The 23837-nt window shown below is 71.7% G+C and carries 23 protein-coding genes; 12 read left to right on the top strand and 11 right to left on the bottom strand.

Going from position 1 to position 23837, the window contains the following annotated elements; translation table 11 throughout:
• Nucleotides 1–11: 11 nt before the first annotated feature.
• From ACFWY5_RS35685 to ACFWY5_RS35675, 3 genes are read right to left on the bottom strand one after another with little or no spacing between them, the layout of a single operon-like run.
• Nucleotides 12–335, bottom strand: a complete 324-nt coding sequence (locus tag ACFWY5_RS35685; protein ID WP_379620627.1) for a VOC family protein — start codon at nt 333–335, stop codon at nt 12–14.
• Complete coding sequence (locus tag ACFWY5_RS35680) at nt 332–547, bottom strand: Zn-ribbon domain-containing OB-fold protein (protein WP_379637224.1); 216 nt, start codon at nt 545–547, stop codon at nt 332–334. The genes ACFWY5_RS35685 and ACFWY5_RS35680 overlap by 4 nt, the downstream gene beginning before the upstream one ends.
• A 26-nt stretch (nt 548–573) precedes the next feature.
• Nucleotides 574–2292, bottom strand: a complete 1719-nt coding sequence (locus ACFWY5_RS35675) for a serine/threonine-protein kinase (RefSeq protein ID WP_379637222.1) — start codon at nt 2290–2292, stop codon at nt 574–576.
• Between the two features lie 109 nt (nt 2293–2401).
• Between ACFWY5_RS35675 and ACFWY5_RS35670 the strand changes: the two genes are divergently transcribed.
• Genes ACFWY5_RS35670 through ACFWY5_RS35660 form a run of 3 tightly spaced genes read left to right on the top strand, consistent with a single transcriptional unit; the run spans nt 2402 to nt 5460 of the window.
• Nucleotides 2402–4006 carry a BCCT family transporter gene (locus ACFWY5_RS35670; protein ID WP_379637220.1) on the top strand — a complete coding sequence of 535 codons (1605 nt, stop codon included), beginning with the start codon at nt 2402–2404 and terminating at the stop codon, nt 4004–4006.
• Nucleotides 4007–4048: 42 nt separating this feature from the next.
• On the top strand, nt 4049–4660 hold the full coding sequence (locus tag ACFWY5_RS35665) for an isochorismatase family cysteine hydrolase (protein ID WP_379637218.1): 612 nt from the start codon (nt 4049–4051) through the stop codon (nt 4658–4660).
• Between the two features lie 5 nt (nt 4661–4665).
• A complete protein-coding gene (locus tag ACFWY5_RS35660) occupies nt 4666–5460 on the top strand; it encodes an SDR family NAD(P)-dependent oxidoreductase (protein WP_379637216.1) in 795 nt (264 codons plus the stop codon).
• Nucleotides 5461–5465: 5 nt separating this feature from the next.
• Here the strand turns inward: ACFWY5_RS35660 and ACFWY5_RS35655 are convergent, their stop codons facing one another.
• Nucleotides 5466–6596 (bottom strand): serine hydrolase domain-containing protein, encoded by a 1131-nt coding sequence (locus tag ACFWY5_RS35655; RefSeq protein ID WP_379637214.1) that lies wholly within the window; start codon nt 6594–6596, stop codon nt 5466–5468.
• Between the two features lie 29 nt (nt 6597–6625).
• Between ACFWY5_RS35655 and ACFWY5_RS35650 the strand changes: the two genes are divergently transcribed.
• Nucleotides 6626–7510, top strand: a complete 885-nt coding sequence (locus ACFWY5_RS35650; protein WP_379637212.1) for a cyclase family protein — start codon at nt 6626–6628, stop codon at nt 7508–7510.
• Here ACFWY5_RS35650 and ACFWY5_RS35645 read toward each other — a convergent pair.
• A complete protein-coding gene (locus tag ACFWY5_RS35645; protein WP_379620643.1) occupies nt 7507–8637 on the bottom strand; it encodes a cytochrome P450 in 1131 nt (376 codons plus the stop codon). The genes ACFWY5_RS35650 and ACFWY5_RS35645 overlap by 4 nt on opposite strands.
• Nucleotides 8638–8714: 77 nt before the next feature.
• On the opposite strand from ACFWY5_RS35645, the gene ACFWY5_RS35640 reads away from it, so the two are divergent.
• The gene (locus ACFWY5_RS35640) at nt 8715–9305 is read left to right on the top strand and encodes a TetR/AcrR family transcriptional regulator (protein WP_379637210.1); all 591 of its coding nucleotides are present in this window, start codon (nt 8715–8717) and stop codon (nt 9303–9305) included.
• Here ACFWY5_RS35640 and ACFWY5_RS35635 read toward each other — a convergent pair.
• Complete coding sequence (locus tag ACFWY5_RS35635; RefSeq protein WP_379637208.1) at nt 9290–10804, bottom strand: AMP-binding protein; 1515 nt, start codon at nt 10802–10804, stop codon at nt 9290–9292. The genes ACFWY5_RS35640 and ACFWY5_RS35635 overlap by 16 nt on opposite strands.
• Nucleotides 10805–10840: 36 nt before the next feature.
• Nucleotides 10841–11896: an LLM class flavin-dependent oxidoreductase gene (locus ACFWY5_RS35630; RefSeq protein ID WP_379637206.1), complete on the bottom strand. Its 1056-nt coding sequence runs from the start codon at nt 11894–11896 to the stop codon at nt 10841–10843.
• 67 nt (nt 11897–11963) lie between these two features.
• Between ACFWY5_RS35630 and ACFWY5_RS35625 the strand changes: the two genes are divergently transcribed.
• The 4 genes from ACFWY5_RS35625 to ACFWY5_RS35610 all read left to right on the top strand — a co-directional run bounded on the left by ACFWY5_RS35625 (nt 11964) and on the right by ACFWY5_RS35610 (nt 16845).
• On the top strand, nt 11964–12884 hold the full coding sequence (locus tag ACFWY5_RS35625) for a carbon-nitrogen hydrolase family protein (protein ID WP_379625021.1): 921 nt from the start codon (nt 11964–11966) through the stop codon (nt 12882–12884).
• Between the two features lie 4 nt (nt 12885–12888).
• Nucleotides 12889–13842 carry a LysR family transcriptional regulator gene (locus ACFWY5_RS35620; RefSeq protein ID WP_379637203.1) on the top strand — a complete coding sequence of 318 codons (954 nt, stop codon included), beginning with the start codon at nt 12889–12891 and terminating at the stop codon, nt 13840–13842.
• Nucleotides 13802–15016, top strand: coding sequence for an alpha/beta fold hydrolase (locus ACFWY5_RS35615; protein ID WP_379637201.1), 1215 nt, complete (start codon nt 13802–13804; stop codon nt 15014–15016). The genes ACFWY5_RS35620 and ACFWY5_RS35615 overlap by 41 nt, the downstream gene beginning before the upstream one ends.
• Nucleotides 15017–15078: 62 nt before the next feature.
• Nucleotides 15079–16845 (top strand): hypothetical protein, encoded by a 1767-nt coding sequence (locus ACFWY5_RS35610; protein WP_379637199.1) that lies wholly within the window; start codon nt 15079–15081, stop codon nt 16843–16845.
• Here ACFWY5_RS35610 and ACFWY5_RS35605 read toward each other — a convergent pair.
• The 3 genes from ACFWY5_RS35605 to ACFWY5_RS35595 form a co-directional block, all read right to left on the bottom strand.
• Nucleotides 16842–18329, bottom strand: coding sequence for an ATP-binding protein (locus tag ACFWY5_RS35605; protein ID WP_379637198.1), 1488 nt, complete (start codon nt 18327–18329; stop codon nt 16842–16844). The two genes, ACFWY5_RS35610 and ACFWY5_RS35605, sit on opposite strands and share 4 nt — an antisense overlap.
• Nucleotides 18326–19975 (bottom strand): FAD-dependent oxidoreductase, encoded by a 1650-nt coding sequence (locus ACFWY5_RS35600; RefSeq protein WP_379625032.1) that lies wholly within the window; start codon nt 19973–19975, stop codon nt 18326–18328. Before ACFWY5_RS35600 ends, ACFWY5_RS35605 begins: the two co-directional genes overlap by 4 nt.
• Nucleotides 19976–20045: 70 nt before the next feature.
• Nucleotides 20046–20672: an NAD(P)-dependent oxidoreductase gene (locus tag ACFWY5_RS35595; protein WP_379625034.1), complete on the bottom strand. Its 627-nt coding sequence runs from the start codon at nt 20670–20672 to the stop codon at nt 20046–20048.
• A gap of 52 nt (nt 20673–20724) precedes the next feature.
• Between ACFWY5_RS35595 and ACFWY5_RS35590 the strand changes: the two genes are divergently transcribed.
• On the top strand, nt 20725–21324 hold the full coding sequence (locus ACFWY5_RS35590; protein WP_379637196.1) for a TetR/AcrR family transcriptional regulator: 600 nt from the start codon (nt 20725–20727) through the stop codon (nt 21322–21324).
• A 21-nt stretch (nt 21325–21345) separates the two neighbouring features.
• Here the strand turns inward: ACFWY5_RS35590 and ACFWY5_RS35585 are convergent, their stop codons facing one another.
• Complete coding sequence (locus ACFWY5_RS35585; RefSeq protein ID WP_184967134.1) at nt 21346–22020, bottom strand: ThuA domain-containing protein; 675 nt, start codon at nt 22018–22020, stop codon at nt 21346–21348.
• Between the two features lie 88 nt (nt 22021–22108).
• On the opposite strand from ACFWY5_RS35585, the gene ACFWY5_RS35580 reads away from it, so the two are divergent.
• Both ACFWY5_RS35580 and ACFWY5_RS35575 read left to right on the top strand, forming a co-directional pair.
• On the top strand, nt 22109–22972 hold the full coding sequence (locus tag ACFWY5_RS35580; RefSeq protein WP_379637195.1) for an NAD-dependent epimerase/dehydratase family protein: 864 nt from the start codon (nt 22109–22111) through the stop codon (nt 22970–22972).
• Entirely contained in the window at nt 22972–23826 is an 855-nt protein-coding gene (locus ACFWY5_RS35575; RefSeq protein WP_379637341.1) for an RNA polymerase sigma-70 factor, read from the top strand. Before ACFWY5_RS35580 ends, ACFWY5_RS35575 begins: the two co-directional genes overlap by 1 nt.
• Nucleotides 23827–23837: the final 11 nt, after the last annotated feature.

Here is a 23837-nt window from a genome sequence, read left to right as displayed (position 1 = left end):
TGGCCTCCGGTTCAGAGGGACGTGTACAGCACGAAGACGTTGCCCGAGGGGTCGCGCAGGACCGCCCTGATCTCGTGGGGACCGGCCGCGGGCGGCGCGAGGACGGTCGCGCCGCGGGCTTCCAGATCCCGTACGGCCCGCCGTACGTCATCGACCTTGTAGGACGGCGCGCAGGCGTCGGTGACGTGCTCGGCCGGAGCGGCGAGTGCGAGCGTGACCCCGCCGCCGTCGAGGGCGGCGAAGCGGTCGCCGTCGCGGAACTTGACCGGCAGCCCGTAGAAGGCGATCGCCTCGTCGAGGTCCTTGACGGGGATGAACACGTTGCCGAGCTTCACGCTGGCCTCCACTGGGGTAGGTCGTCGACGAGGGTCATCCGGACGGGCATCCCGACGCGCACGCTGCCGGGCGCACAGTCGATCACCTGGCCGAACGCGCGGGTCCCGTCGGGCAGGTCAACCCAGGCCAGCACGTACGGCTCGCGCCCCCGGAACTCGGGCACGAACGAGCGGTACACCACGGTGAACGTGCAGACGGTGGCATGCTTCATCGCTTGCCAAGCTAGCGCACGCTTGGTTAGTCAACAAGAGGCTCGGAGGGCGACGGCGAGGAAGAAGAGGGGGACGGGGGAGAGGCGGCGCCGCGCGAGGGCGAGGCGGACGACGGCGAGGCCGACGGGCAGGCCGGGCCGTCCATGGCGACCTCGCTCACCTGCGGCCCGTTGGCGGCGGCGGGCGTCGTCAGGACCACCACGCCGAAGTAGGCGCGCTCGCCGCAGCCCACGTCGCCGAGGTCGCGGGTGAAGCCCGAGGTGTAGGAGGTCTGCCCGCTGAGCGTGGTCGTCTCCCTGTGCACGACGCGGGAGCTCTCGCCGTCCTCGCGCCGCGTGTAGGAGACCGTCAGCCGTACCGGCCCGGCTCCGGAGGCCGCGACCCGCACCGCTCCGGCCGACCCGCTCCAGCCCATGATGCTCGCCGACCGCACGGAGGTGCGCGGCAGTCCCCGGCCGGTGGGCGTGGGCGCCGGGGCGGACGTCGGCGCAGGCGGAGGGGTGGACGCGGGCGGGGTGGACACGGGCGGGTTGGGCGGCGGCGCGTCGGTCGGCACGCCGGGCGGGCTGACGCTGCGGGTGGCGGTGCGCGCCGGCCGGCCGGTCGGCGAGGTCTTCGGGGAGGCCGGGAGCGTGGAGCGCGAGGGGGCGGGTTTCTTGGCGGAGGTCGCGGGGCTCTGCGCCACCCCCTGCGGGGCCTCGTCCGGGGGGACGAGCAGCATGCCGGGGCCGGGCGGCAGCCGTCCGCCCGACAGCATGAGCCCGATCAGCACCGCGGCCACGGCTCCGCCCGCCACCCACAGGTGCGGGGGCAGCCGGGGCAGGCTCACCTTGCGGCGCTCGCGGCGCGCCTCCGGAGCGCCCGGCGGGGAGGTGCCGGCGTCCGGCTTGGCCAGTGGGAAGCGCAGCGCCAGCAGCGTGGCCAGTTCGGCCAGGTGGCGGCGGCCCCGCTGCTCCCAGCCGGGGCCGTACCCGGCGACCGCGTCCTCCTCCAGTTCCGCCGCGAACTGCCGGGCCGAGGCGTAGCGCACCGCAGGGTCCTTGGCCAGCCCGCGCCGCAGCAGGTCCCGCAGCGTGTCGGGGACGACCTCCACCGGCACCGGCTCCACCAGATGCTTGTCGCGCAGGGCGGCGATGTCGTCGGCCCGGAACGGCGGCCGCCCCTTCACGCACTCGAACAGCACGCAGGCCGCGGCGTACAGGTCGGCGGGGATGCCGGCCGTACCGTGGGTCCAGAGCTCCGGCGACATGTACGGCGGGCTGCCCGCGGGCACGCCGGGCTCCTCGGCGTGCACGACGACGCCGAAGTCGGCCAGCTTGGCGGTGCCGTCGGCCTGCACGAGGACGTTCTCCGGCTTGACGTCCCGGTGCGCCACGCCCTTGTCGTGGGCCGCGGCCAGCCCCAGCAGCGTGCCCTTGAGCAGTACGAGCGCCGCCTCAGGGCTGGTACGGCCGTGCTCGGTCAGCAGCGTGCGCAGCGAGACGCCGTCGACCACCTCCATGACCACCGCGGCCCTGGTGGCGGTCTCCACGTACTCGTAGAACGTGACCACGTTCGGATCGTCGATCTCGACGAGCCGGGGGGACTCCGCGCGGAAGCGGGCCATGAACTCGTCGTCCCTGCGCAGGGTGGCGTTCAGGTACTTGATCGCCACATAGGCGCCGGTGGCCTGGTAGGTGGCGAGGAACACGCGGCCGGTGCGGCCGGCGCCGAGCTGGCGAACTTCGCGGTAACCAGGGACCAAAGCGAACCCCCATAACACAGCCGTCTCCGGTTCGACGGTCTCACCCACGGTTCCGGTTGTCACGCGACGCGATATTTCGCCCTCCGTTATTGGGGTATGACGCTGCGTAATGAGAACGCACAAGCCCGATGTCCCGTTGTTCGCGATCGCCGTGGTCCTGCTGCTCGGCGTCGTGATCTGGGGCGCCGTCAACGCCGGGTCGCTGAACGCCGTCGGCGCGAGCGCCCTGGGCTGGGTCCTGACCAACTGCGGCTGGGTGTTCGTGGTGGCCGCCGACTTCTTCCTGGTGCTCGCGCTCGTGCTCGCCGCCAGCCGCTATGGCAAGGTACGGCTCGGCCGCGACGACGACACCCCCGAGTTCACCACGCTGGCCTGGATGGCGATGATGTTCGCCGCCGGCATGGGCATCGGCCTCATGTTCTACGGCGTCGCCGAGCCGCTGACCCACTACTTCAAGCCGCCGCCCGGCATCGGCGTCCAGACGGGCACCGCGGAGGCCGCGCGCACGGCCATGGAATACACGCTGTTCCACTGGACGCTGCACCCCTGGGCCATCTACGCGATCACCGGGCTCGCGCTGGCGTACTCGACCTTCCGCAAGGGGCGGGGCAACCAGTTCAGCGCCGCGTTCGAGCCGCTGTTCGGCCGGCGCAAGGGCATCGGCCGGGTCCTGGACCTGCTGGCCATCCTGGCCACCGTCTTCGGCACCGCCACCAGCCTCGGACTCGGCGCCCTCCAGGTGGAGTACGGGCTCAACGAGCTCTTCGACTTCAGCGGCCGGCGCGCCGAGGTGATCATCATCATCGTGCTGACCCTGTGCTTCGTGATCTCGGCGGCGACCGGGGTGCACGGGGGCGTGCAGTGGCTCAGCACCGTCAACGTGTACCTGGCGCTGGTGCTGGCGCTCGTCATCTTCGTCTTCGGCCCCACGGTCGCCATCCTCGACCTGGTGCCCGCCTCGATCGGCGGCTACCTGTCCGACCTCATCGCCATGTCCACGCGGACCGGCGCGTTCACCAGCAAGGAGTGGCTGGGCACCTGGACGATCTTCTACTGGGCGTGGTGGCTGTCGTGGGCGCCGTTCGTCGGCGCGTTCATCGCCCGCATCTCGCGCGGGCGCACGATCCGCGAGTTCATCGTCGGCGTCATGCTGGTGCCGAGCGCGGTCAGCGTGATCTGGTTCTGCGTGAGCGGCGGCAGCGCGCTCACCATGCAGCGCGCCGGGACCGCCGACTTCGCCCCCGCCATCGCGAAGGGCTCGGAGGCGGCGCTGTTCGCCCTGCTGAACAACCTGCCGCTGGCCGCCGTCACCACCGTCGTGGCCGTGGTGCTCATCGCCCTCTACTTCGTCAGCGGCGCCGACTCGGCCTCGCTCGTGCTCGGCTCGCTCTCCACCCGCGGCTCCCTGCACCCGCCCCGCGCCCTGGTGATCGTGTGGGGCGTGCTGATCGGGGCGGTGGCGGTGGTCCTGCTGATCTCCGGCGGCCTGACCGGGCTGCAGCAGGCCACGATCATCATCGCGCTGCCGTTCGTGGTGGTGATGATGCTGATGTGCGTCGCCCTGGTGAAGGAGCTGCGGGTGGACCCGGGCGCGGGGCCACTGCCGGTGCGGGGGCATCCCTATGGCCTGTGGGTGGCGATCAAGCGCGTCGTGGGCGACGAGGACGCCCCGTCCTCGGAACTGCCGCGCGACCGGCCTTCCTGGCCCGCGTGATGTTAGGCTCCTAGGCAAGCAAGCGCTTGGCTGGAGGTCTGGATGGGCGGAACGGCTGTGCTGGTGATGGAGATGCAGAGAGGAGTCATCGGCGATCTCACGAAATTTCCGGAACTGGTCGCCGCCTGCGACAAGCACGACGTCGTCGCCCACACCACGGCCGTCCTGAACGCCGCACGGGCCGCCGGGATACCCGTCATCCACTGCACCGCCGCCTTCCGCCCCGACCGGGCCGGCTCGCACACCGACAACTGCCCGTTCATCGCCGGACTGCTCCGCGACCCCGCGCACATGCTGGAGGGCACCGCGGCCGTGGAGGTCCTCGACGGGCTGATGGCCCCCGGCGACCTGGAGAACCGGCGCCACCACGGCTTCTCGCCGTTCACCGGCACCTCGCTCGACATGACGCTGCGCTCCCTCGGCGTCACCACCGTCGTGGCGGCCGGGGTCTCGCTCAACCTCGGCATCCCCGGGCTGGCCCTGGAGGCGGTCAACCTCGGCTACCGCGTGAACGTGGTCAAGGACGCGGTGGCGGGGGTACCGGACGACTATGCGGCAGCCGTACTGAAGCACACACTGGGACTGCTGGCCACCCGCGTGAGTGCCGCGGACCTCGTCGCGGCGTGGGGCGGTGCTCCTGAGCGGAAGAGGTGAGGGAGATGGAAGGACTGCGGCTCGACGGACGGCGGGCGGTGGTGACCGGCGGGGCCGGGGCCATCGGGGCCGCCATCTGCGCGGATCTCGTGTCGCTCGGCGCGCACGTGGTCGTGGCCGACGTCCAGCAGGAGACGGCGGACAAGGTGGCGGCCGAACTGGCGCACACGTTCCCCTGGGTCGTGGACTCTGGGGGGACCGCCTGGTCGGAGGGGCCGGGACGGGCGGAGGCGCGCCGGGTGGACCTGGCCGACGCCGGCTCCGTCGGCGAGTTCTGCGCGGAGGTGGGGGCGGTGGACATCCTCGTGCACAACGCGGGGGTGTCGATCGTGGAGCCGTTCGTCGACAGCGATCCGGCCGCCTGGGACCTCATGTGGCTGGTCAACCTGCGCGCGCCCATGCTGCTCACCAAGCTGCTGCTGCCGGGGATGCTGGAGCGGGAGTGGGGGCGGCTGGTGTTCGTCTCGTCGGACGGCGCGCGGGCCGGTTCCGGCGGGGAGGGCGCGTACGCGGCCACCAAGGCGGGCCTGTTCGGACTGGCCAAGACGCTGGCCAGGGAGGCGGCGCGGGGCAACGTCACCTCCAACGTGGTCTGTCCCGGGCCGACGGACACCCCGATGCTGCGCCGGGTGGCGGAGGAGAAGCCCGGCCTGGTCGAGAAGATCGCCAAGAGCATCCCGCTCCGCCGCCTCGGCGAACCGGCCGACGTGGCCGGGCTGGTCGCCTACCTGTGTACCGATCGGGCCGCCTACATCACCGGGCAGACGCTCTCGGTGAGCGGCGGCATCACCATGCATTGAACCCGTCAGAGACAGGCGTAGACGGCCTCGGTCAGCCGGTACGCGCGCAGGCTGCCCGTCACGCTGCCGGCCAGGCGGTTCATGACGTAGCCCAGGGCCAGCCCGCGGGCCGGGTCGCCGAGGCCGAGGGAGCCGCCCAGGCCGCCGTGGCCGAACGCCTCCACCGCCTTGGGCGGGGTGAGGAAGGTCGTCGAGGGGCGGGAGAAGCCGAGGCCGAACGAGCTGTCCAGGAGCAGTACCCGGTCCGGTCCCTCCACGCGGCGGCGCAGCGCGTCCTTCAGGCGGTCACGGGGGAGGAGGTCGCCGGCGATCAAGGTCCGGTAGAAGCCGGCCAGGGCCTTGGCGGTGGTGACCACGCCCGCCCCCGGCCAGCCGGCGCGCAGGACGACGGGGTGGTTGGCGCCGCCCTTGAGCAGGTTCATGCCGGGGTTGCCGAGGGCGCGGTTCATGAGGCTGTCCGGGTCCAGGGCCGCCTCGCCCGCCGGGGTGCCGGGGGGCATCGGGGTGGCGGGAGCGGGAGCCGTACCGGATGGGGGGCGGGTGGTGAGGCGGGCGGCGCGGTCGATCACGTCGTCCGGGGCGCCCACCCAGAGGTCGAGGGCGTGCGGGCCGGCGATCTCCGAGGCCACCAGGGAGCCGATCGAACGGCCGGTCACGCGGCGCACCACCTCGCCGACCAGGAAGCCGTAGGTCAGCGCGTGGTAGCCGTGGGCGGTGCCGGGCTGCCAGAGGGGCCGCTGGCGGGCCAGGCGGCCGGCGATGGCGGGCAGGTCCTCGAACGACTCGACGGGCACCGGGTCCTCGATCACCGGCAGCCCCGCCTGGTGCGTGAGCAGGTGTTCCACGGTCGTCTCCCGCGTGGCGAACTCCGGCCAGAAGCGGGTGACGGGCGCGGTGACGTCGTCGATCACGCTCAGCGCGACGGCGGCGGTCAGCGCCTTCGTGCAGGAGTAGGCGAAGACGGGTGTGCCCGCCTCCCACGCGCGGCCCGTGTGACGGTCGGCGGCGCCGCCCCACAGGTCCACGACGAGTTCGCCGTCCAGATAGACGGCGAAGGCCGCCCCAAGTTCCTCGCCGTCGGCGAACTGCCGCTCGAACACCTCGCGCACCCGCGAGAACCGGGGATCGCAGTGCATCAGACCTCCGCATGAAAGGAAGCGCTTACTTGGTTTCCGAGCCTAACAACTGGGGCCGCTTCGGCCCAGACGATCAGCGCGGCACTCTCAACCTCCTGAACGGCCCCGCCGTCCTGAGCGCGCTGCGCGCCGCCGTCACCGGCCAGGTGGTCAGCCTGGCCGGCCCGATCGGACGCCGCGGCCCCCACCTGCGCGGCAGGCCGCTGCCGCAGCACTACATGTCCATCGACGGCGCCGACTTCGCCGCGGGCGCCCGGCCGGTCGGCGCGGGCCTGCGCATGGCCGACGACGCGCTGATCGTCTCCGCGCACGGCACCACCACCCACATGGACGCGCTGTGCCACATGTGGTCGGGCGAGGAACTGTACAACGGGCACCCGGCCGCCGAGGTCCGCTCCTACGGGGCCAAGAAGTGCGGGATCGACCAGGTGGGCGGGGTGGTGGCGAAGGGCGTGCTGTTCGACGTGCCGCGCCATCTGGGGGTGGAGCACCTTCCGGCCGGCCACCGGATCACGCCCGGGGAACTGGCCGCCGTCGCCGACGTCTCGCCCGGTGACGTGGCGGTGATCCGTACCGGGTGGCCGTTGGTGTGGGGGCGCTCGCCCGAGGAGTACTGGTCGGGGCAGCCCGGCCTGTCCGCCGACGCGGGACGGTGGCTGGCCGCGCGCGACGTGGCCGTCGTGGCCTGCGACAACGCGGCGATCGGCGGGCTGAACGAACGCCAGCTCGCCGACGAGGAACTGGAGGACGATCTCCACCTGATCCTGCTGCACCGCCACGGCATCCATCTTGTCGAGATGTTGTGGCTGGAGGGGCTCGCGGCGGCCGGCCGTACCGACTTCGTCTTCGTGGCGGCGCCGCTGCGGCTGGTGGGCGGCACCGCGAGCCCGCTCAACCCGCTCGCGATCCTCTAGGTCCAGGTCACGGGGACGCTGACCGCGCCGAACACCACCGCGTCCGGCCGCAGCACGACCTGCTCCGAGGGTACGGCCAGCCGCAGCGCCGGACGGCGCGCGAACAGCTCCCGATAGGCGACGGCCATCTCCATCCGGGCGAGGTTGTGGCCGAGGCACAGGTGGGCGCCGTGGCCGAAGCCGACGTTCTCGCGCGCCTCGGGGCGGGCGAGGTCGAGGCGCTCCGGGGCGGTGAACACCTCGGGGTCGCGGTTGGCGGCGGGCAGGCTGACGGTCACCGTCTCGCCCGCCCGGACCAGGACGCCGTCCAGCTCGACGTCCTCCAGCGCGACCCGGTTGGGCGCGCCCAGGTGCAGGATCGACAGGTAGCGCAGCAGCTCCTCGACGGCCGAGTCCATGAGCTCCGGATCGGCGGCCAGCGCGGCGAGCTGGCCGGGATGCTCCAGCAGCGCGAGCACGCCGAGCGAGATCATGTGCGCGGTCGTCTCGTGCCCGGCGCTCAGCAGGCCGAGGCCGATGTTGGCGAGTTCCTCGTGGGTGAGGCCGCTGCCGTTCTCGATCAGCTCGGCCAGCACGCCCTCCTCCGGCCCGCGCTCGACCAGTTCGCGGATGTAGCCGGTCAGCCGGATCATGGCGGCCCTGGCGGACTCCGGCTCGTAGGCGGCGACGATCGCGGTCTCGGCCTCGAAGAACTCGTGGTCGGTGTACGGCACGCCGAGGATCTCGCAGATGACCCGGGACGGCAGCGGCAGCGCGTAGTCGCGGACCAGGTCGGCCGGGTCGTCCATGGCGTCCAGGAGCTCACGGGCGATCTCGGTGACCCGGGGTTCGAGCTTCCTGAGGTTGCGGGCGGTGAACCAGGTGTGCAGGTGGCGCCGGTAGCGGGTGTGCTCGGGCGCGTCCATGGCGGAGAACCAGCCGGGCGCGGCCGGCTCGCGGGGCCCGTTGACCCGGACGGGCCGGAACATCGGGCGCCGCAGGTCCTGCCGGGCGCTGAAGCGCGGATCGGCCAGCACCTGCCTGACCGTGGCGTGCCGGGTGACCAGCCAGCCGGGGTGGCCGTCGTAGGACGCCACGCGGGTGATGGGCAGCTCGGGGCGGTTGCTGAACGTCTTCGGGAATTCCATAATTTTGAGAGTAGACTCCTGTTTCAAAGTTGACCACCATTTTGTGGCAGACGTCGCGGAGCGGCAGAATGGGGATCATGAGCGGGCTGCGCGAGCGCAAGAAAGCCAGGACGAAGGCCTTGATCCAGAAGGAGGCCCTACGCCTGTTCCGCGAGCAGGGGTACGCGGCCACCACGATCGAGCAGGTCGCCGAGGCCGCTGAAGTCGCGCCCAGCACGGTCTTCCGCTACTTCGCCACCAAGGAAGACCTGGTGCTGCTCGACCAGTTCCCTCCGTTCGTGCAGGCGCTGGACGCGCTGCCCGGCGACCTGCACCCGGTCGAGGCCATGCGCCAGGCCATGCGGGCCATCTTCGCCGCGCAGAGCGAGGAGGAGGTCGCCGAAGGGCTCGAACGCGAGAAGCTCATGCTGACCGTGCCCGAGCTGTGGACGGCGAGCCTGGAGAACGTCAGCGGGGCGATCAGGACGATCCAGGAGATGCTGGCGGAGCGGTCCGGCCGTCCGGCCGGCGACCCGGAGATGCGCAACATCACCGGCGCGATCGTCGGCGTCGTCGTCAGCGTCTGGTTCGACTGGGCCAAGGACCCGGACATGGACGGCCCGGCCGAGATCGACCGGGCGCTGGCCCACCTCGCCGCCGGGCTCCCGCTGGACTACACGCCGGGGTAGTTGCCGCCGCCGTAGCTCTCGTCGAGGGCGTCGTAGTCGGGGGTGAACCCCTTCTTCGGGATCTCCTCGGCGAAGACCACCTCGCGCGGCTTCTTGTAGCTCGCCAGCGTGGCCCTGACGTGCTCGATCAACTCCTCCGCTGTGGCCGTGTGCCCGGACCTGGTCACCACGACCGCCTTGACGGCCTGGTGCCAGCGCTCGTCGGGCACCCCGATGACGGCGGCGTCGGCCACGGCGGGGTGCGCCTTGAGCGCCCGCTCGACCTCGGCGGGGTAGACGTTCTCGGCGCCCGACTTGATCATCCGGAGTTTGGGGCCGACGAAGGTGATGGTGCCGTCGGGTTCGCGGCGGCCGAGGTCGCCGGTGTGGTGCCAGCCGTACGCCGACTTAGCGGCATTCAGCTCCGGACGGGCGAAATATCCGGAAAAGAGGCTCTTGCCGCGAGCGCAGATCTCGCCCACCTCGCCCGGCGGCAGCTCCGTACCGTCGGGAGCCAGAATGCGGACCTGGACCAGCGGCGAGGGACGGCCGGCGAAACCCGCCGCGCCCGGCGCCAGGCCCAGGAAGGTCAGCATGCCGCCCACCTCCGTCTGCCCGTAGCCGCCCATCTTGGAGCGGCACCACGGCGAGTCGTCCACGGTGGTCATCTCGTCCCACTCGGCCGAGTGGGAGACGAAGCGCAGCGAGGACAGGTCGTACTTGCCGCCCGCGTTGGCCGCCACCACGGCGTCGATCATCTGCCCGAACAGGAACGCCTGCGTGACCTTCTCCGCGTCGACCAGCCGGCACAGCTCCTCGGCGTCGAAGGCGGGCATGAGCACGTTCGTCCCCCCGATCTGCAACGTGGCCAGGCAGAACATCATCGTGCCCACGTGGAACAGCGGCCCGTTTCCCAGGAAGGTGAAGCCGGGCTCCATCTGGCGGACCACGAGCAGGGAGGCGCTGTGGGCCACCAGCGCGGCGCTGCTCAGCAACGCGGCGTTCGGCCGTCCGTCGAACGCGGCCGTGTACAGGGCCAGCACCGGCGCCGTGTCCTCGACCGGCGGGAAGTCATGCGGTTCCCCCGAGGCCAGGAACTCCTCGTACTCCTCGCCCGCCCGCACCCACGACGCGGGCGTGTCGACCTCGGCCAGGCCGGAGCCGGGCACCAGTGCGGCGGTGGTGTCGGAGTGCTCCCACACCACGACCTTCGGCGAGAGGTCGGACAGGACGAAGCCCAGTTCGCCGGCCGACTGCCGCCAGTTGGCCGGGCAGAAGACGGCGCCCAGGCGGGAGCAGGCCAGCAGCAGTTCCAGGATGGCGTGCGCGTTCTGTCCCAGCCACAGCACCCGGTCTCCCGCCGCCACCCCGCGCCCGGCCAGGGCGCTGGCCAGCCTGGACACCCGGGCGTCCAGGTGGGGGTAGGTCAGGCGTACCTCGCCGTCGACCACCGCGGTGGTCCCGGGGCGGCTGCGCGCGTGCTCGGACAGGACGTCGGAGAGGGTCAGGTTGTGGATCATCGCGCCTCCTGGTGGGGGGTGAGGCTTCATGAAATATCAGCGGAAGGCGGGCATGACCTCGGCGGCGAAGAACCGCATCACCTGCTTCATCTCCTCCAGCGGCAGCGGCCGGGTGCTGCCGAAGTCGCACAGCAGGTTCGAGAAGCCGGCGTCGCGCAGCAGCGTGATCTGCTCGATCACCCGGGCCGGGTCGCCGATCACCTCCAGTTGCTCCCAGCGGAAGTCGTTGGAGACCTCGCCGCCCTTGAGGTAGCGGTCCTGGTAGTACTCGAAGCCCTGGGCGGCCTTGCCGGTCTTGGGGTCGATCGGCGCGCTCTTCTCGTTGAAGATGCGCGAGCGGTCGAAGGCGGCCTCGAAGCGGGCCTGGTCCGCGCGGGCCCGCTCGACCGTCGGCGCGACGTAGACGCTGCGCGCCACCACCAGGTCGGCGTCCCCGGCGTGGCCCGCCTGGCGGGCGGTCTCGCGCCAGCGCTCGGCCGCGTTCGCGACCTTCCTGAACGTCGCCGCCGGGTCGGCCAGGATGGGCAGCCCGCGCTCGGCGTACATGGTGACGGTCTCGGGGGAGACGGCGGCCACGTGGATGGGCGGGTGCGGGCTCTGCAGCGGCCGCGGGGTCAGCGTGACCTCGGCCCCGGTCTTGTAGAACTTGCCCTCGTGCCGGAACTCGGAGGAGGTCCAGAGGCCGAGCACGACCTCCAGCGCCTCGTTGAAGCGGTCGCGCGCCTCGGCCAGGTCGATGCCGAAGCCCTCGAACTCGAAGCTCTGGTAGCCGCGGCCGATGCCCAGGTCGAGCCGGCCGCCGGAGAGGACGTCCACGAGCGCGGCCTCCTCGGCCACGTGGATCGGGTTGTGCAGGGGCAGCACGACGATGCCGGTGCCGAGCCTGATCCGCGTGGTACGGGCGGCGGCGTGGGCCAGCAGCGTGAACAGGTTCGGCACGACGCCGTAGTCGCGGAAGTGGTGCTCGGCCAGCCGTACCCCGTCGAAGCCCAGTTCTTCGGCCAGTTCGATGAGCTCCAGGTGGTAGTCGTAGACGTCCTTGAAGCTCTGGCCGTCGAACCGGTGGAAAAGGTGGAAGGTCGAGAACTTCATGCGTCAGCCCCTCACGGTGAACCAAGCGCTCGCTTGGGTAGCGTATCAGGAGCTATAGGATCACGCCATGCGAATCGCCGCCGCCCAGGCCCGCTGCCCCTGGCTCGATCCCCAGGCCGGCACGGCCAAGGTCCTCGACGTTCTCAAGCAGGCCCGCGCCGGTGAGATCGACCTGGTCGCCTTCCCCGAGACGTTCCTGTCCGGCTATCCGTTCTGGGTGGACAAGACCAACGGCGCGCAGTTCGGCAACGCCGACCAGAAGCGGGCCTACGCCTACTACCTGGACGCCGCCGTCGAGCTGAACGGCCCCGAGCTGGCCACGATCACCGAGGCCGTGCGCGACCTCGGCGTCTTCACCTACCTCGGCATCACCGAGCGCTCCGTCGGCACCGTCTACTGCACGCTGGTCGCCATCTCGCCCGACCACGGCGTCGTCTCCGCCCATCGCAAGCTCATGCCCACCTTCGAGGAACGCCTCGTGTGGGGCATCGGCGACGGGCACGGCCTGCGCGCCCACGCGTACAAGGACATCAGGGTCAGCGGGCTCAACTGCTGGGAGAACTGGATGCCCACCGCCCGGCAGGCCCTCTACGCCCAGGGCATCGACCTGCACGTCTCCGTCTGGCCCGGATCCACGAGCCTGACCAAGGACATCACCCGCTTCGTCGCCCGCGAGGGCCGCGTCTACTCGCTGGCCGCCGGCGCCCTGTTCTCCTATGCCGACGTGCCCGCCGATTTCCCGTTCTACGAGGCGCTGAAGGACCTCGGCTCGCGCGCCGACGGCGGCTCGGCCATCGCCGGACCCGACGGCGAGTGGATCGTCGAGCCGGTCTCCGGCGAGGAACGCCTGGTCGTCGCCGACATCGACCCCGCGGTCGTGCGCGGCGAACGCCAGGCCTTCGACCCGGCCGGCCACTACAACCGGCCGGACGTCCTGCGCCTGGAGGTGAACCGCCGCCGCCTCGGCGCCGCCGACTTCACCGAGTGACGCCATGAGCCTGGAACTACGCCACCTGCGCACCGTCTGCGCCATCGCCGACGCGGGCAGCCTGACCAAGGCCGCCGCCGCGCTGGGCACCTCGCAGCCCGCGCTCACCGCGCAGCTCCAGCGCATCGAGCGGGCGCTCGGCGGCAAACTGTTCGCGCGCGGCAGGCAGGGCGTGGAGCCCACCGCGCTCGGCGAGTACGTGCTGGAGCGCTCGCGGCTGCTGCTCATGGGCATGGACGAGCTCATCCGCGGCGCCGCCGCACACCCCCAAGGAGGGGTACGGCTCGGCGGCGTCGCCGGCCCGATCCTGCCCGGCCTCATCGAACGGCTGGGCGACCAGGTCAGCTCCTTCACCGACGACTCGCCCCGGCTGCTGTGCGACCTGGTCGCCGCCGGACGCCTGGACGCCGCGGTCGTGGCCGACTACCGCGAGCACGAACTGCGCCCGCCGACGCCCCTGCGCTGCGAGGTCATCGCCGAGGAGCCGGTCTTCATCGCGCTGCCGGAGCGGCACCGGCTGGCCGTACGGGCGGAGATCGACCTCGCAGAGCTGGCGGGGGAGTCGTTCGTGCTGGCGCCGCCGGACGGCGGCGGCTGGCCCGAGTGCTTCCTGCTGGCCTGCGTACGCGCCGGGTTCGCGCCGCGTACCCCGCACAAGGCCTCGGACGGCTGGGTGATCAGGGAGATGGTCACCGCGGGCGGCGCGGTCGCGCCCTGCCGGGCCACGTTCGCCGAAAGCCCGGGGCTGGTGATCAGGCCGCTGGCCGGGACGCCGCTGACGATGCGCCACCTGCTCGTGTGGCATCCGGACGGCGCCGTGGCCGAGCGGTCCGGCGAGGTACGGCGGCTGGCCGCGGAGATCTTCGCGGCACATGCCCGGGAACGGCCGAGATACGTGGGCTGGCTAGGGTTGCGGGGTGAGAGTGACGATGCCCGGCCTGACCGCCGTCGACCATGAGTTCACCGTTCCGCTCGACCACGACGACCCGGGCGGCCCCGCCATCCAGGTCTTCGCCCGCGAGATCGTCGACCCGCCCAAGGCCGGCGACGACCTGCCGTGGGCGGTGTTCCTGCAGGGCGGCCCCGGCGGAAAGTCCCCCCGCCTGTTCGGCAAGGCCCACTTCCGCCACATCCTGAAGACCCACCGCGTACTCCTGCTCGACCAGCGCGGAACCGGCAGGAGCACCCCCGCCCAGCCCGCCGGCGCCGGCTACTACCGCCACTTCCGCGCCGACTCGATCGTGCGCGACTGCGAGCACATCAGGAAGGCGCTCGGCGTCGAGCGGTGGGAGACCTGGGGCCAGAGCTACGGCGGCTTCCTCACCATGACCTACCTGTCGCTGGCCCCCGAGGGCCTCAAGGCCTGCCACATCACCGGCGGCCTGCCCGGCCTCACCGCCACCGCCGACGACGTCTACGCCCGCACCTACCCGAGGGTCGCGGAGAAGACCGCGGCGTACTACCGGCGCTACCCCGGGGACGCCGCCGTGGTCGAGCGCGTCGCGGACCACCTGCTGGCCAACGAGGTCGTGCTGCCCGACGGCGACGTGCTCACCCACCGCCGCTTCCAGATGCTCGGCATGCAGTTCGGCATGAGCGACGGCTTCGAGAGCGTGCACTGGCTGCTGGACGAGGCGTGGGCGGGCGATCGCCTGTCCGACACCTTCCTCTACGGCGTCATGGCCGCGACCGGCTTCATCGGCGCCCCCCTGTACGCCCTCATGCACGAGCCCTGCTACGCCCAGGGCGCCGCCACCGACTGGTCGGCGGAACGGCTGCGCCCCAAGGAGCTCGACGAGCCCGGCACGTTCACCGGCGAGATGACCTACCCGTGGATGTTCGACGAGATCCGCGCCCTGCGCCCTTACCGGGAGGCCGCGCACGCGCTCGCCGCCGACGCCACCCTGGGCCCGCTCTACGACCCGGACCGCCTGGCCGGCAACCAGGTGCCCGTGGCCGCGGTGGTCTACCACGACGACATGTACGTGGACGCGGGGTTGTCGCTGGAGACCGCGGCCCGCGTGGGCAACGTCCGTACCTGGGTGACCAACGAGTACGAGCACAACGGCTTCCGCGCCGACGGCGAGAAGATCTCCGCCCGGCTCATGGACATGATCGCGGGACAGGCATAACGCCCGCATAACCGGATCGGGTAACGGGCGGGTTAGGCGGTGATCGATGGAATCGCCGCACTATGCAGACGTCAGTCATCGATCGCCCGGTCGCCGGACCGGCGCCCGTATCCCGTTCTCGTCCCGCGCGCCTGCCGTGGTTGCTGGCCGGCGGCTGGCTCGCGCACCTGGTGTTGCGGCTGTGGTTGTTCCGCTACCACACGGGGCCCGTGGCCAACCCCGACGAGGTCGGCTACCTGCTGGCCGCCCGCTGGCTGGCCGGCGGGCCCGGCGGCGACTACTCCGGCAGCACCTTCTACCAGGGCGGCTACCCACTGCTGCTGGCGCCCCTCTACTGGCTGAGCACCGACCCGGCCACCGTCTACCGGCTGGTGGCGGGGCTCGGGGCGGTGGCCTCCGCCTCGGCCTTTCCGCTGGCGTACCTGGTGCTGCGGCGGCTGGCGCTCGGGCGGCGGGCGGCGCTCGCGCTGGCGTTCGTGGCAGGGCTGGCACCGTCGCTGCTGGTGTTCGCCGGGCTGGCGCTGGTGGACGCGGTGCTGCCGACGCTGGTGCTGGGCTGGCTGGTCGCCCTCCACGACCTGGTCACGCGCGGGGCCGTGACCGGCCAGACCGTGACGCGCGGAGCCGTGACCGGCCAGACCGTGACGCGCGGGGCCGGGGCGGGGCGGGTCGTGGTGCCCGGGGTGGTCGCCGGGTCGCTGTCCGGGCTTGCCATGGCCATGCACATGCGCGGGGCCATCCTGTTCGGGGTCTTCGTGGTGGGCGTGCTGAGCGTGCTGGTCGCGCGGCGGGTGTCTCTGCGGGCCGGGCTCTGGGCGCTGGGAGCCGCCGCGGTCGCCGGGGGCGCGGGGATGCTGGTCAACGCCCGGCTCAAGGCCGCCCTGTACCCCAGCGGGATCAAGGACCTGTCCGGGCTGGCGCTGGAGCGGATGACCAGCCTGGAGGGGCAGGCGCGGTCGCTGGCCGGGGCCGCCGGGCAGCTCTGGTACCTGGTCACGGCCACCTGGGGCATGGCCGGGGTCGGCATCGTGGCGGCCCTGGTGGTGCTGGTGCGCGGGGGCTCGCCGTACCGGGTGACGGCGGGGGCGGCGCTCGCGCTCACCCTGGGCATCGCGTACGCGTCGTCGGCGGCCCTGCCCGACGAGCACCGGGTCGGCAACTACGCCTACGGGCGCTACCTGGCCTGCGTGGCGGTGGCGTGGACACTCGTGGGGCTGGCGACGCTGCTGCGCTCGCGGCGGCGGGCGGCCCTGGCAGGCGCGTCGTCGGCGGCGGGGCTGCTGGCGCTGTCCGGCGGGCTGGCCGCCTGGTACGCGGGCGACCGGCTGACCCGCTACCACTACATCGCCTTCGACTTCCCGGAGACCGCCTTCCTCAGCGGTGTACGCGACCGGTTCGACCCGGTGGGCGCCTCGGTCGCGGCGCTCATCCTGCTGGCCGCGATCACCGCCGCGGCGCTGGTCCGTACAAGGGGGCCGATGCGCACGAGGGCGGCGGGCGGCGCGCTGGTGCTGGCCTTCGCGCTGGCCGTGCCCAACGTGGCGTTCGCGGCGGACCTCGCGCCCAGGTCGGCCCCGGCGACGGGGAACGACGGCCTGCCCAGGCTCACGCACGGCCGTATCGGCCTGGACACCCGGGTGAAGTGGAACATCTGGGTGCATCTGATCCACCGGGTGCACTGGACCGCGGTCGAGCGCGTGAGACCGGCCGACGGCCCCCTGCCAGAGGGCCTGTGCACGGTCGTGGCCGCGCCGGAGGCGGGCGCGCCCCCGGCGGGCTGGAAGGTCAGCGGACGCGGCCAGGGCTGGGTGACCTGGACCGCCTGTTAAGCCTGGGTCTGGACGGTCTCCTTGAGCGGTAGCCGTACCTCGAACCAGGTGTCACCCGGCACCGACCGGCACTTGAGCTCGCCCCCGTGCCGCCCCGCCACGATCCGGTAGGAGATGTCCAGCCCGAGGCCGGTGCCCTGCCCGACGGTCTTCGTGGTGAAGAACGGCTCGAAGATACGATCCTTTATGGCCTCGGCCACGCCGGGACCGGTGTCGCCGATCTCGATGATCGCCTCGTCCTCGTCGTGCGCCGTCCTTATCGTGAGCGTGCCCTCCTCGCCCATGGAGTCCAGGGCGTTGTGGATCAGGTTGGTCCACACCTGGTTGAGCTCGCCGGCGTAGGCGGGGATCGTCGGCAGCGTGCGGTCGTAGTCGGTGACCACGGTGATCCCCGGGCCGATCTTGCCGCGGAAGATCGTGACCGTGCTGTCCAGCAGGTCGTGCACGTCGACCATCTGGAACGGCGCGCGGTCCATCTGCGAGTACTGCTTGGCCGAGGCCAGCAGCTTGGTGATGCGCTCGGTGGCCTCGGTCACCTCGTTGAGCATCTGCGAGATCTCGACCGCCTCGGCCAGCCAGCGCAGCGCGCCGGGCACGTGCTCGCGGCCCACCTTCTGGGTGATCTTGTCGAGGTTCATCTGGTCGAAGCCCGCGTTGACCAGCGCGGGCGCCAGGTCCCACGCGTCGCTGACGCCGATGGCCTCCAGCGCCTCGCCCAGCTCGTCCTCGGCGTCGGAGATCTCCAGCGGGCTGCGGGGCGGAAGCTGCCCGACGGCGCTCGCGCACTCGTCCTGCATCTCGATCATGTGCCGGAGCTTGCTCGGCGGTATCCCGTCCTCGGCCAGCTGCGCGAGCTGTATGCGGGAGTCCTTGATCAGCTGGCGCAGCTCGCCCACCGCCCGCACCGCCGCGGCGGAGGGGTTGTTCAGCTCGTGGGTCAGGCCCGCGGTGATCGTGCCCAGGGCGGTCAGCCGCTGGCGCCGGTCGATGATCTCCCGCTGCATCCTGCCGCCGGACAGCACGCCGTCGAGCAGATGCATCGCCATCGGGAACCACTCGGTCACGATGTGCGCGAACTTCTTGCCCGGCAGGATGAACATCCGCGTCGGCGCCGTCGCGCGCAGCGTGTGCTGGTAGGTGTCCGGCGCCCGGTCGGCCAGGTACGCGGAGGTGGCTCCGCCGTACACGCCGGGCTGGGAGGTGCGGGGCATGGCGACCGTGCCCGCGCTGAGGGTCTCCTGGATCATCTGGATCTCACCGGAGATCAGCACCGCGAAGCACTCGGCCGGCTCGCCCTGCGTGACGATGTTCTCCTCGGCGGCGAACTCCACCACCTTGCCGCTCATCGCCAGCTTGGTGAGCTGCCCGTCGGTGAGCTTCTCGAACAGGAAGAGCTTGCGCAGTTCGTCTATGTCGATGGGCCCGTGGCCGCTGTCGACGACCGCGCACGCCGCGTCCAGGTGTTCACCGTGTAGATCGGTCATTGCTTCTCCAGGTAACGGTGCACGAGCGAGACGGCCATCGCCCCCTCGCCGACGGCCGAGGCCACCCGCTTGATCGAATCGGCCCGCACGTCGCCGGCCGCGAACACCCCGGGCACATTGGTCTCCAGGAAGTACGGCTCCCGCCGCGCCGACCAGTTACGCGGCCGCTTGCCGCCCTGCACCAGGTCGGGCCCGGTCAGCACGAATCCGCGCGTGTCACGCTCCACGGCCTCGCCCATCCAGTCGGTGTACGGCTCGGCCCCGATGAACACGAACATCCACTGGGTGTCGATGTCGCGTTCCTCGCCCTTGGTGGAGACGGTCACCCGCTCCAGATGCCCGTCACCGTGCCCGGCCGTCACGTGCGTCTGCACGTGGACCTCGATGTTCGGGATCGCCGCGATCTGCTCGATGAGGTAGTGCGACATGGAGGCCTCCAGTCCGTCACCTCTCACCAACAAATTGACCTTGCTCGCGAATCCCGACAGGTAGACGGCGGCCTGCCCGGCCGAGTTGGCCGCGCCCACGATGCAGACCTCGCTGTCCCTGCACGAGGGGGCCTCGGTGAGGGCGGCGCCGTAGTAGACGCCCTGGCCGACGAAGTCGTCCAGGCCGGGGGCGGTCAGCCTGCGGTAGCTGACGCCGGTCGCCAGGATGACGGCGTGCGCGGCGATCTCGCCGCCGTCGTGGAAGCCGATCACCCGGGCCTGGCCGCGCGGCTCCAGGCTGGCGACCTTGCGGGCGGTGAGGATCTCGGCCCCGAACTTCAGCGCCTGGCGGCGGGCCCGGTCGGCGAGCTGGGCGCCGGAGACGCCGTCGGGGAAGCCCAGGTAGTTCTCGATCCTGGAGCTCTGCCCGGCCTGGCCGCCGGTGGCCAGCGACTCGACCAGGACGGTGTTGAGGCCCTCCGAGGCTCCGTACACGGCCGCGCCCAGCCCGGCGGGGCCGCCGCCGATGACGATCAGGTCGTAGAAGTCGGTGGCCGGCGTGGTGGACAGGCCCACGGACATGGCGAGCGTGGCCTGGTCGGGCGCCTCCAGCGTGTCGCCCCCGGCGGTGACCACCAGCGGCAGCCGGCAGTCCTCGCCGGCGGCGGCGATGAGCTGGGTCGCCTCCGGGTCGTCGGCCAGCATCCACTGGTAGGGCACCTGGTTGCGGGACAGGAAGTCACGCACCTTGTACGACCCCGACGACCACCGGTCGCCGATCACCCGCAGCTCGGCCCGCTCCTTGCGGTCGGTGCGCTGCCAGGCGTCGAGCTGGTCGTCGATGACCGGGTAGAACTTCTCCTCCGGCGGGTCCCAGGGCTTGAGCAGGTAGTGGTCGAGGTCGACCACGTTGATCGCCTGGATCGCGGCGTCGGTGTCGGCGTAGGCGGTGAGCAGGACGCGGCGGGCGAAGGGGTACATGTCCATCGCGGCCTCAAGGAACTGCACGCCGTTCATCTGCGGCATCCGGTAGTCGGCGAGGATGGCCGCCACGTCGTCGCCGCGCAGCCGCATCTCCTTGACGGCGTCCATGCCCTGCTGCGCCGCCTCCGCGCGGACGATTCTGTACTGCTGGCCGTACCGGCGTCTGAGGTCGCGGGCGACTGCCCGCGACACGCCAGGGTCGTCGTCAACTGTCACGATGACCGGCTTGTCCATGCCCGTCCCTTCCCAAGGTTCCTAAGGGAAGGATGTCATGGCTTTTCCAATGAAGAGGTAAGCCGCCGCCTCAGTACGCGACGTCGACGGTGTGCCGGTGGGTGTCCGGGTCGGGCAGCACGCGGAGCACGGCGTCGGCCAGGTCGGCGCGGCCGATGGACATCCCGCCGCGCACGCAGTCGTCGACGGCGGTGCGGTAGGCGCCGCGGGCGGGGGAGTCGAGCAGGCGGGGCGGGCGGACGACGGTCCAGTCGAGCGGGCTGTCGCGGATCCACCGGTCCACGCGGACGTTGTCCTGGTAGGGCGTCCTCAGGAAGAGCGAGCGGATGACGATCTTGGTCAGCCGCTGCGCCGCCGTGTCGGACGGGCCGTTCATCATGCCGTTGGTGACCAGCACGAGGCGCTTGACCCCGGCGGCGTCCATGGCGCCGACCACGTTGGGCACGCCCTCGGAGTAGACCGTGGGCGGGCCGCTCCTGGCCGGGCCGGCGAGGAAGACGACGGAGTCGCAGTCGGGCTCGATCGTCAGCGTCCCGGCCTCCATGACATCGCCGGCCACCACGGTGAGCCCCGGATGTTCCGCCGTGACCGCCTCCGGGCGGCGGGCGACCGCGGTGACCACGTGGCCCTCGCGCAGCGCCTGGTCGACGAAGAGGCGACCGGTGCCGCCGGTGGCGCCGTAGACGGTGAGTTTCATCTGTACGGTCCCTTCTGGTGAGTAAATGCTCACTCACCTCTATGATGGGTGAGTGCCTACTCACCGTCAAGCCGAGCAGACTCGCGAGCGCATCATCGAGGCCGCCTACCAGGCCATTCTTGAGCACGGCATCGCCGGTGCCACCACCAAGCGCATCGCCCGGCTGGCCGGATGCTCGGAGGCGCTGCTCTACAAGCACTTCGACGCCAAGGAGGAGCTGTTCCTGGCGGTGATCCTGGAGCGCATGCCCGCGCTCGCCCCGCCGCTGAGACGGCTGCACGCCGCGGCGGGGGAGGGCGACCTGCACGCCCACCTGACGGAGTTCGCGCTCGCCGCCATCACCTTCTACACCAGCACCGCGCCCATCGCCTCCGGCATGATCGGCGACCCGCCGCTGCTCGGGACGTTCCGCGGGATGCTGGCGAACCTGGACGCCGGACCGCACCTGCCGATCCGGATCCTGGCCACGATCCTGCGCTCCGAGCAGGAAAGCGGGCGGATCGCCGCCGGCGCCGACTGCGACGCCCTCGCCTCCCTGCTGATGGGCGCCTGCTACCACCGGGCCCACCTGTCGTACTTCGTGGACCAGGCGGTGAGCGACGAGGACTACGCGCGCGCCGTCGTCGCCACCCTGCTCAGCTCTACTCGCTGAACCCTCTACTCGCTGGACTCTCTACTCGCTGAACTCCACCGGCCGCTTCAGCAGCCACAGCGCCGCCCGGCGCAGCAGGGTGCGGTGGACCTCGTTGTCGTAGGAGCGGGTGTCGTGGCCCAGGGCGTCGTAGACGACGCGGCCGCGCCGTACCGGACGGGCCCAGACGAGGGGCTGGCCGTTCGCCGAGGCCAGCGGCCGAACGTCGGGCAGCACGTCGAGGTCGCTGTAGACCTCGTCCACGAGGTCGAAGTCGCGCAGCCCGGCCACGATCGGGTGGCCGCCGTGCACCCGCACGCCCGTCCAGCCCAGCGGCGGGTGATGGGACTTGGGCCAGGTCCAGCAGCCGCCGAGCACCCTCGGCCAGCCCTGCCAGTCGTCGAAGCAGATCGCGGCCGTGTGCATGCACAGCAGCCCGCCGCCGCGGTCGAGGTGGTCGAGCAGCGTCGTGCGCGCCTGCGCGGGCAGCTCGAAGCGCCATCGCTCGCGCTGGTCGGCGAAGCGGTCGAGGTCCATCCGCCAGCGCAGCGCGTTGACGGTGATGAGCGGCACCTCCGTCGGCTCGCTCAGCGCGCCGGCGATGTCCTCGGTGATCTCGGACTCGACGCCCACCTCGGCCAGCACCTCGGCCAACGCCGCCGACGTGGCCTCGAAGTCGTGGAAGAGGCCTCCGGAAAGGATCAGATTTCTCGCCACCCACAAACCTCATCACGGAAGTTGTCACAACCCAAGGGGGTGTTCCGTCCAGTAGGCGACACCGCCTGCCATAAGCCTTGGAGTGATCATGAGAGTTCTCGTCGCCGGAGCCACCGGAGCGATCGGCCGCCAGTTGGTCCCGCTGCTGGACGCGGTCGGCCATGAGGTGATCGCGGGGGCGCGGTCCACCGGTCTTGACGCGCTCGACCACGACGCGGCGGTGCGTTACGTCCGCGCGGCCGCGCCCGATGTCATCGTCAACCTGCTGACCGCGATTCCGCACGCGATCAACCCGCTCACCTTCGCGCGGGACATGGAACCGACCAACCGCCTGCGCACCGAGGGCACCCGCACGCTCATCGAGGCCGCGCCGGACGCGCGGATCATCAGCCAGAGTCTCGCCTACGCCTACGAGCCCGGCGACGGCCCCGCCGACGAGGAGACCCCGCTCTGGCGGGAACCGCCCGCGGAGTTCACGGCGGTCCGCGACGCGCTGCTCGAACTGGAGTCGCGCACCGCGCGGGCGGGCGGCCTGGTGCTGCGCTTCGGCCACCTGACCGGCCCCGGCACCGCCTACGACGCCGGCGGCTCCACCACTCAGGCGATCCTGGCCGGTCAGCTGCCCGTCGTCGGGGAGGGCGGCTCGGTGTTCTCCTTCACCAGCGCCCACGACGCGGCCACCTCGGTCGTCGCCGCACTCGACCGCGATCTCACCGGCGCGCTCAACGTGGTCGACGACACCCCGGTCACCATGGCCGAGTGGCTGCCCGCGCTGGCCGCCCGGCTCGGCGCGCCGGAGCCGATGCGCGTGCCCGTCGAGATGGCGAGGCCGGCCGTGGGCGGCTGGGGCGTGGCGTTCATGACCGGCCTGCGCGGCGCCGACAACACCCGCGCCCGGCTCCAGCTCAACTGGCGGCCCCGCCACTCGGCCTTCCTCCCCGAGAAGGCATGATGCTGGGCGTGGACGCATTCGAGGAACACCGCCCCATGCTGCTCGGGCTGGCGTACCGCCTGCTCGGCAGCATGTGGGACGCGGAGGACGTCGTCCAGGAAGCCTGGATCCGCTGGCAGGCCACCGACCGGGCGGAGGTCAGGGAGCCGCGGGCGTTCCTGGTGACCGTGGTCTCGCGCCTGGCGCTGGACCAGCTGCGTTCGGCGCGGGTCAAGCGGGAGGCGTACACCGGGCCGTGGCTGCCGGAGCCGGTGCCCGCCGCGCAGGTGGGCCCGCTCGACACCGTCGAACTGCGCGACACCGTGGCCTTCGCGACCCTCCATCTCATGGAACGGCTGTCGCCGCCGGAGCGGGCGGTGTTCGTGCTCCGGGAGGCCTTCGAGCTTCCGTACCCGGAGATCGCCGAGATCGTCGGCGTGACGCAGGCCAACGCCAGGCAGATGCACCACCGGGCCTCCGTACGGCTGGCCGAGGGCCGCGACCGCTTCACCCCCACGGCCCAGCAGCACACCGAGCTCCTGACGCGCTTCATGGAGGCCGCGGCCGGCGGCGACCTGGCCGCGCTCACCTCGCTCCTGCACGACGACGTGGTCATCTGGAACGACGGCGGCGGCAAGGTGCGCGCGGCGCTCAAGCCGATCCACGGCCGGGACAAGGTCATCGCCTTCCTGAACGGCCTCATGTCGCGCTACCTGTTCAGCGACATGCGGCTCGGCGAGACCAACGGCCATCCGGCGCTGATCACCAAGGTGGGCGGCGCCGACCAGCTCGTCAGCCTGGAGATCCGCGACGGCAAGATCGTCACCATGCTCGGCGTCCTCAACCCCGACAAGCTCACGCGGATCCGCCCATGATCGGCTTATAG

It is taken from the genome of Nonomuraea sp. NPDC059007, from assembly GCF_042740555.1.
In the GTDB taxonomy this organism is placed as follows: Bacteria; Actinomycetota; Actinomycetes; order Streptosporangiales; family Streptosporangiaceae; genus Nonomuraea.
Note: the sequence above shows the minus strand (reverse complement) of the source record. Positions and strands in the feature narration are given on the sequence as shown.

Excerpts from the sequence above, each read along its gene's own strand:
- ACFWY5_RS35680 (WP_379637224.1), bottom strand. The coding sequence starts at position 547 with ATGAAGCATGCCACCGTCTGCACGTTCACCGTGGTGTACCGCTCGTTC.
- ACFWY5_RS35670 (WP_379637220.1), top strand. The coding sequence starts at position 2,402 with ATGAGAACGCACAAGCCCGATGTCCCGTTGTTCGCGATCGCCGTGGTC.
- ACFWY5_RS35665 (WP_379637218.1), top strand. The coding sequence starts at position 4,049 with ATGGGCGGAACGGCTGTGCTGGTGATGGAGATGCAGAGAGGAGTCATC.
- ACFWY5_RS35660 (WP_379637216.1), top strand. The coding sequence starts at position 4,666 with ATGGAAGGACTGCGGCTCGACGGACGGCGGGCGGTGGTGACCGGCGGG.
- ACFWY5_RS35655 (WP_379637214.1), bottom strand. The coding sequence starts at position 6,596 with ATGCACTGCGATCCCCGGTTCTCGCGGGTGCGCGAGGTGTTCGAGCGG.
- ACFWY5_RS35645 (WP_379620643.1), bottom strand. The coding sequence starts at position 8,637 with ATGGAATTCCCGAAGACGTTCAGCAACCGCCCCGAGCTGCCCATCACC.
- ACFWY5_RS35640 (WP_379637210.1), top strand. The coding sequence starts at position 8,715 with ATGAGCGGGCTGCGCGAGCGCAAGAAAGCCAGGACGAAGGCCTTGATC.
- ACFWY5_RS35635 (WP_379637208.1), bottom strand. The coding sequence starts at position 10,804 with ATGATCCACAACCTGACCCTCTCCGACGTCCTGTCCGAGCACGCGCGC.
- ACFWY5_RS35630 (WP_379637206.1), bottom strand. The coding sequence starts at position 11,896 with ATGAAGTTCTCGACCTTCCACCTTTTCCACCGGTTCGACGGCCAGAGC.
- ACFWY5_RS35625 (WP_379625021.1), top strand. The coding sequence starts at position 11,964 with ATGCGAATCGCCGCCGCCCAGGCCCGCTGCCCCTGGCTCGATCCCCAG.
- ACFWY5_RS35620 (WP_379637203.1), top strand. The coding sequence starts at position 12,889 with ATGAGCCTGGAACTACGCCACCTGCGCACCGTCTGCGCCATCGCCGAC.
- ACFWY5_RS35610 (WP_379637199.1), top strand. The coding sequence starts at position 15,079 with ATGCAGACGTCAGTCATCGATCGCCCGGTCGCCGGACCGGCGCCCGTA.
- ACFWY5_RS35605 (WP_379637198.1), bottom strand. The coding sequence starts at position 18,329 with ATGACCGATCTACACGGTGAACACCTGGACGCGGCGTGCGCGGTCGTC.
- ACFWY5_RS35600 (WP_379625032.1), bottom strand. The coding sequence starts at position 19,975 with ATGGACAAGCCGGTCATCGTGACAGTTGACGACGACCCTGGCGTGTCG.
- ACFWY5_RS35595 (WP_379625034.1), bottom strand. The coding sequence starts at position 20,672 with ATGAAACTCACCGTCTACGGCGCCACCGGCGGCACCGGTCGCCTCTTC.
- ACFWY5_RS35580 (WP_379637195.1), top strand. The coding sequence starts at position 22,109 with ATGAGAGTTCTCGTCGCCGGAGCCACCGGAGCGATCGGCCGCCAGTTG.
- ACFWY5_RS35575 (WP_379637341.1), top strand. The coding sequence starts at position 22,972 with ATGCTGGGCGTGGACGCATTCGAGGAACACCGCCCCATGCTGCTCGGG.